The organism is Kitasatospora sp. NPDC059803 (genome assembly GCF_042732255.1).
Lineage (GTDB): Bacteria > Actinomycetota > Actinomycetes > Streptomycetales > Streptomycetaceae > Kitasatospora.
Genome location: NZ_JBHWIJ010000313.1, coordinates 3,520 through 9,757, shown reverse-complemented (window position 1 = coordinate 9,757; position 6,238 = coordinate 3,520). Strand labels below are relative to the sequence as shown.

Sequence of the window (6,238 nt, the reverse complement as noted above, 5' to 3'; positions counted from 1 at the left end):
GTTCCCCGTCCGGGCCCGCGGCCTCGTCAGTTCTGCGGTCAGACCGCCCGGTTGCGCCGCTGGGCCAGCTCGTCGGACGGGTCGTGGCCGACCAGCGTCTCGCCGGTGTCGGTGCGCTCCGCGTGCAGCCGCCCGAGCGTGAGCTCCAGCTCCCGCCAGACCACTCCCACCGCGATGCCGAACACCCCCTGACCGCCCTTCAGCAGGTCCACCACCTGCTGCGGCGTGGTGCACTCGTACACCGTGGCGCCGTCGCACATCAGCGTCATCCCGGCCAGGTCGCCCTGCTCGGCCGCCTGCAGATGGGCGACCGCCACCCGGATGTTCTGCAGCGAGACGCCCGCGTCGAGCAGCCGCTTCACGATCTTCAGCAGCAGGATGTCGCGGAAGCTGTAGAGCCGCTGGCTGGTGGCCGGGTACGCCGAACGGACGCTGGGCTCCAGCAGTCCGGTCCGGGCCCAGTAGTCCAGCTGGCGGTACGTGATGCCGGCCGCCGCGCAGGCCGTCGGACCGCGGTAGCCGATCAGTTCGGACGTCGGGGCCAGCCGCTCGATGGCGGGCTGGCCCGGCTGCACGGCCGGGAACCTGCCCACCCGGGGCAGGTCCGTCACGGTGCGAGCGGTGCGCGGCAGGTGCACGGCACACAGGCCTCCCACGGCCGTGCCATCGCCGGTGCTGCTCATGCCTGCCTCCGTCCACTGGTGCTGCGGGCAACCCGAACTGCGGGCATCGGTCACCCGGACAGCCACTCCTGACGGTAGGCAGTCCCCTATGACCCGTCAACGATCGCCACGCCGGGCCAGCCAAACCACATCACTCAGGAGAGTGGTTTTTCGTGCCCCTAGTGTGGGTAGGTCGACGGTTTTTGGCAAAACGGCAAGCCAAACAACGGCCTGACCTGTAGAGAAATCCAGTCCGCGCTACTGCGGACCGCTGCCCCCGAAGTCCTCGGGCGACACCTGGTCGAGGAACTCGCGGAACTTCTCGACCTCGTCCTCCTGCTCGTCCGGGATCGCGATGCCCGCCTCGGCGAGCACCTCCTCGCTCCCGTAGATCGGAGTGCCGGTGCGCAGGGCCAGCGCTATCGCGTCGGACGGCCGGGCGCTCACCTCGACCCCGCCGGTGAAGACCAGCTCGGCGTAGAAGACGCCCTCCCGCAGGTCGGTGATCCGGACCTCGGTGAGCTGCTGCCCGAGCGCCTCCAGGACGTCCTTGAACAGGTCGTGCGTCAGCGGGCGGACCGGCGTCATGCCCTGCTGGGCGAAGGCGATCGCGGTCGCCTCGCCGGGACCGATCCAGATCGGCAGGTACCGATCGCCCCCGACCTCCCGCAGCAGCACGATCGGCTGGTTGGAAGGCATCTCCACTCGGACACCCACGACGTCGAGCTCATTCACACAGGCAACCCTATGGCTCAGGCCCCGGATATGAAAGCGCAGGGCCGACGCCCCTGGTCAGCGCGGTGCACCGCGGTCAGCCGGGGCCTTGGACGGACAGCCGCAGGAACCCCACAGGAACCCCGCGGGGACGCTATCCGCGGCCGCGCAGACCGGCCTGGACCATCGCCGCGTGCAGCCGCACGGACAGTGTCGCCAGCTCCCGCGCAGTGGCCTCGGCATGGGCCCTGGTCTGCGGGTTCCGGTGCCGGCGCAGCGGCGCCACCACCTGTTCCACCAGCGCGATCTCCCGGTCCGCCGCGGCCTTCATGGCCCGCAGGTGCCGCGGCTCCAGCCCGTACCGGCCGAGTTCCGCGACCAGCCGGGCCACCTGCAGCGCCTCGCCGTCGTACCCGCCGTCCGGGCCCGGCGCGACCAGACCGTAGGACTCCCACTCGGAGAGCTCGCGCTCCCCGGACTCGGCGGCCGCCAGCAGTTCGGCACGCCCCAGCCGGACTCCGGACGGGACGTCGGCCGAAGCCCCCAGCTCCCGGTCCGCCTCCTCCACGGGCCCGGGCCGGGTGTCGGCGGACGGCAGCGCGGGCGGTGCCTCACCGCGCTCGATGGCGTCCAGGTGCTCGCGGATCACCCGCAGCGGCAGGTAGTGGTCACGCTGCATCCGCAGGACGTAGGCCAGCCGCTCGACGTCGGCCGGACTGAACTTGCGGTACCCCGAGGGCGTGCGCTGCGGCTCGACCAGGCCCTCCGCCTCCAGGAACCTGATCTTGGAGATGGTGACCTCGGGGAAGTCGTCGCGCAGGAAGGTCAACACCGCGCCGATGCTCAGCAGCTCGTCACCGCCGCGCCGCCGCCCACCCGGCCGGTCCGGGCGGATCGGCTGCCTGGGGCCCGCGACCACCCCGCGCCCGCCGCGGTCCGCCTGCGGACCGGACGATGCGGGGGTGGCCGCCCCGAGAGAAGATGAAGGGGTATTCGTACTCACTCGGGCTCCTACCGACGTTGGGTTCAGTACCCCCGGTTGTGGCCGGCGAAGAACACCAGCCGGTACTTCCCGATCTGCACCTCGTCACCGTTGTTCAGCGACACCTCGTCGATCCGCTCCCGGTTGACGTAGGTGCCGTTGAGGCTGCCGACGTCCGCGACGCTGAACCCGGCCCGCGTCCGGCGGAACTCCACGTGGCGCCGCGAGACCGTGACGTCGTCCAGGAAGATGTCGCCCTGCGGGTGACGGCCGGCCGTGGTGACGTCCGAGTCCAGCAGGAAGCGGCTGCCCGAGTTCGGACCGCGCTGGACGATCAGCAGGGCCGAGCCCGGCGGCAGCGCGTCGATCGCCGACAGCACCTCGGCCGACAGGGCCGGCGTGGCGCCGGTGCCGGTCGTGGTGTTGGGGTCGTACGACTCCAGGCCGGAGATGGAGATGGTCGACGTGGTCTCCGCCGCCCCCTCCGGAAGCAGGCCACCGCGCAGGGCCGTACCGCAGTTGGAGCAGAACCGGGCCGCGGCCGGGTTCTGGTTGCCGCACCTGGGGCACGGAGTGGGGCCAGCCATGTTCACAGCCTCCTGGCGCGGCACACCCGACGGGTTGTGCCCGGCGTACGGGTCCGGGGCAAACCCTCCACCAGAGCTTGAGGGTCCTGACTGGAAACCTATGCGCGGGTCGCCGGAAGGGTCAACCGACGCGCCGTAACCCACCGGATTCCCTGCGTACTGGGCGGCGGCGCCGTCCCGGAACAGCTGCTGCTCGGCGTACGCCGCCCCCTCGGGGGCGGGGCGCATGCCCGGCACGGCGGCCTCGTCCTCGGGCCGGCGGTGCCGCGCGGTGGGCGCCTCGACGGAGGCCGCGCCACGGCCCTTGTTACGACCGAACAACTTCGAGAAGAAACTCACGGGCGAATCCCCTTGCGTGTGACAGACCCGCCCGCGGGGCAGGGTGAGAACCTCGGACAGGCTGCGGGCCCGGTTGCGGACCGAGCCTGCTGGAGTGGTACTCCGACGGTCGGTACTGCGATTGGTGCTCCGGTGCGTGCTGGTACGACCCAGTCTCGCCCACGCGACGGCGGCGCCCCGCACCGGGTGCCGCCCGCGGGTGACGGGCTGTTCGTCGGGCGCCCCGTCACTTCGAAGCCGGCTTGGCGTACTGCGGCGTCTTCAGATCCACGAGGGCGTCGACGACCACCTTCTGCTGCTGGGTGATCGTCGCCCGCGCCTGGTGACTCTCCAGAGTACGGACGACACCCCCCGGGATGTTCAGCGCGGGTGTCAGATCCTGCGGGTTCCCCACGACGGTGAACCGATAGGGCTGCGAGACCTTCTTCCCGTCGATCTGCACCCCGCCGCCCGACACGTCGGTGAAGTAGGTGTTGACCACCACGCGCACATCGTTGATCTGAATCGCCTCCGCCCCCGCCGCTCGAAGTTCTTGCAGGGTGTCCAGCAGCATATCTGCCTTCACCTGCCCTTGGGGATCATCGACCGTGAGTACGATGCCCGGACCAGTGGCTTTGACGGTACCGGCGAGCACGCCGAGCTCCGTCGCCTTCTTCCTGGTCTGTTCCTGGGCCTCCTTGGCCTGGTTGGAACTGTTCTCCAACTTGGCCAGGGACTGCTCCAACTCCGCCTTCTCCTGCTGAAGACGCTGCTGGCGGCTGTCCAGTTCGTCGAGGATGCGCACCAGGTCCTCCTGGCGGGCCCCGCGGAGCTGGCTGTGGTGGTCGTTGGTCGACCGCACCTGGATCGCCAGCCCCAGGCCGAGCGAGAACAGCAGCAGCGCCACCACCAGCTGCCCGCGCGACATCCGCGGCGGCCACAGGGCCGCCTTGAGGCGCCGCCGCCCCGCGCTGCGGTCCACCGCAGCCGGCTCCGCCACGGGCTCGGACGCAGGCTCGGACTCAGACGCAGGCCCGAGTTCAGACACAGGCCCGGGCTCAGGCACCGCGGCCTTCGCGAGCCGCACCACGGGCGCGGGCGCCGCCTCCGCATCAAGCTCAGGCTTAGCGTCAGACTTCGCCGCAGCCCGCTCCTCGGGCTCCTCCACCGCCGCCACAGGCCCCTCGGCCTTCTCCGGCTCCTCGGTCTGGTCGGCCTGGTCGGCGTGCCGGACCTCCCCGGCCCCGTCCACCGGCTCGGCCGGGCCCGCCTCGGCCGCCGACTCCGGCCCCGGCGCCTCGGCGGCCCGTTCCAACGCATTCCCGCCGCCGTCCGCGTGCTCCTCCGCCGCCCCGCGGCCCGGCTCAGGCGCGGAAGACATGGCGCCGAATCGCGGCCGCGTTGGAGAAGATGCGGATGCCGAGGACGACGACCACACCCGTGGACAGCTGCGAGCCGACGCCCAGCTGGTCACCGAGGAAGACGATCAGTGCCGCGACCACCACGTTCGACAGGAACGAGACGATGAACACCTTGTCGTTGAAGATCCCGTCCAGCATCGCCCGGACGCCGCCGAACACGGCGTCCAGCGCCGCCACCACCGCGATCGGCAGGTACGGCACGACGGCGTCCGGCACCTCGGGCTGGACGAAGAGTCCGACGACCACCCCGATCACGAGACCCAGTACGGCAATCACGGTCTAGCTGCTCCTGTCCCTGCGGACGACGACCCGGTCGGGGCCGTCGTGGACGAGTGGGCTGTCGTGGTCTTCGCGGACCCGCTCGGCGTACGCCGCCCGGTGCCCGCAGACGGTGAAACGGACGCGCTCGGACTCCCGGAGGTTCCGGCGGTGGGTGACGGCGTCGGGGTGACCGAAGCCGCCGACGAGGACGCCGGGGGCGAAGACTCGGGCGTGACCGGCTGGGCGGTCCGCAGCGTCACACCCACCGCGGCCGGCAGCGTCAGGCTCTTCTGCGCGGACATGGTCGACTTGATGCCGTACTTCTCCTGGAGCAGCCGCAGGTACTGCCCGGCCATGTCGTTCTCGAAGGCGGTGAGCAGCTTCGGCCCGTCCCCGATCGCCTGGATGTTGTACGGCGGGACGAGCGGCCGGTTGTCCACCAGCACCGCCTCGCCCGCGGCCCGGATCGCCGAGAGCGCGGTGAGCCGCTGGCCGTTGATCGCCACGGCTTCCGCGCCGGATCCCCACAGGCCGTTCACCACCAGCTGGAGGTCGCGGTCCCGCAGCCGGCCGCTGTTGGAGAAGCCCTGCCCGGCCCGCGGGTCGACGTTCCCCCCGCCACCGGTCCCCGCCGCGTCCTCCAGGACCAGCTTGACGCCCGGCCCCGCGACCTCGCCGAGGCCCACCGCGCCGGTCAGACCGCCCTCGTCGCCGTCGCCCGTGGCGAGCGCCTGCTGCTGCGTGCTCTCGACCTTGCGCCGCAGGTCCTGCACCTGCTGCTGGAGGTGGTCGGCCGAGCCGTTGGTGTCGTTGATCCGGTGGATCAGCGCGTCCCGCTCCTTGGCCAGCGTCGGCTCCGCCTTGTGCGCGTTCACCGCGCCGACCGTCACCACGACCCCGACCAACGCCAGCCCGGCGCCCAGCGTGAGCAGGCCTCGGACCGTCCTGGGTATCCGGCTGTCGTGGTCTCCGCCCCGCGCCGCGGCCGCCTCGGCGTAGCCCTCGTCGAGGCTGTGGTCCATGACGTTGGTCAGCAGGGACATCGAGGCGTCCGGACGGTTGTACCGTCCGTTCGGGGCACTCGGCGTCGGCGTCGCTGGCATGCGGACCATCGTCCCACGTCGGCGAAGGGGCCCACGCACACCCCCTGAGCTGCACACACGACACAAAGTGACGGATCATTGCGAACAGTGTGAAATCGGACAGCGGGGCGGGGGGGCCCGTACGGGCCGCCCCCCCCCCCCCAGCCGCGGGCCCGAAAGCCCCGGCGGGGACCCCCCCGCCCCGCCCCCG

The 6,238-nt window shown here is 71.6% G+C and carries 7 protein-coding genes; all 7 read right to left on the bottom strand.

The genetic code is table 11. From position 1 onward, the window contains the following. Positions 1 to 38: 38 nt before the first annotated feature. Entirely contained in the window at positions 39 to 683 is a 645-nt protein-coding gene (locus ACFV6I_RS33345; RefSeq protein WP_063350204.1) for a MerR family transcriptional regulator, read from the bottom strand. Positions 684 to 920: 237 nt separating this feature from the next. Beyond that, positions 921 to 1,397, bottom strand: coding sequence for a bifunctional nuclease family protein (locus ACFV6I_RS33340; protein ID WP_063350203.1), 477 nt, complete (start codon positions 1,395 to 1,397; stop codon positions 921 to 923). A 133-nt stretch (positions 1,398 to 1,530) separates the two neighbouring features. Continuing rightward, positions 1,531 to 2,223 (bottom strand): MerR family transcriptional regulator, encoded by a 693-nt coding sequence (locus ACFV6I_RS33335; protein WP_208869207.1) that lies wholly within the window; start codon positions 2,221 to 2,223, stop codon positions 1,531 to 1,533. Between the two features lie 179 nt (positions 2,224 to 2,402). After that, entirely contained in the window at positions 2,403 to 3,284 is an 882-nt protein-coding gene (locus tag ACFV6I_RS33330; RefSeq protein WP_079136055.1) for an FHA domain-containing protein, read from the bottom strand. 226 nt (positions 3,285 to 3,510) lie between these two features. Continuing rightward, positions 3,511 to 4,644: a DUF881 domain-containing protein gene (locus ACFV6I_RS33325; RefSeq protein WP_380429411.1), complete on the bottom strand. Its 1,134-nt coding sequence runs from the start codon at positions 4,642 to 4,644 to the stop codon at positions 3,511 to 3,513. Beyond that, positions 4,628 to 4,960, bottom strand: coding sequence for a small basic family protein (locus tag ACFV6I_RS33320; RefSeq protein ID WP_030062488.1), 333 nt, complete (start codon positions 4,958 to 4,960; stop codon positions 4,628 to 4,630). The genes ACFV6I_RS33325 and ACFV6I_RS33320 overlap by 17 nt, the downstream gene beginning before the upstream one ends. After that, positions 4,957 to 6,048, bottom strand: a complete 1,092-nt coding sequence (locus ACFV6I_RS33315; RefSeq protein WP_347878554.1) for a DUF881 domain-containing protein — start codon at positions 6,046 to 6,048, stop codon at positions 4,957 to 4,959. Before ACFV6I_RS33315 ends, ACFV6I_RS33320 begins: the two co-directional genes overlap by 4 nt. Positions 6,049 to 6,238: the final 190 nt, after the last annotated feature.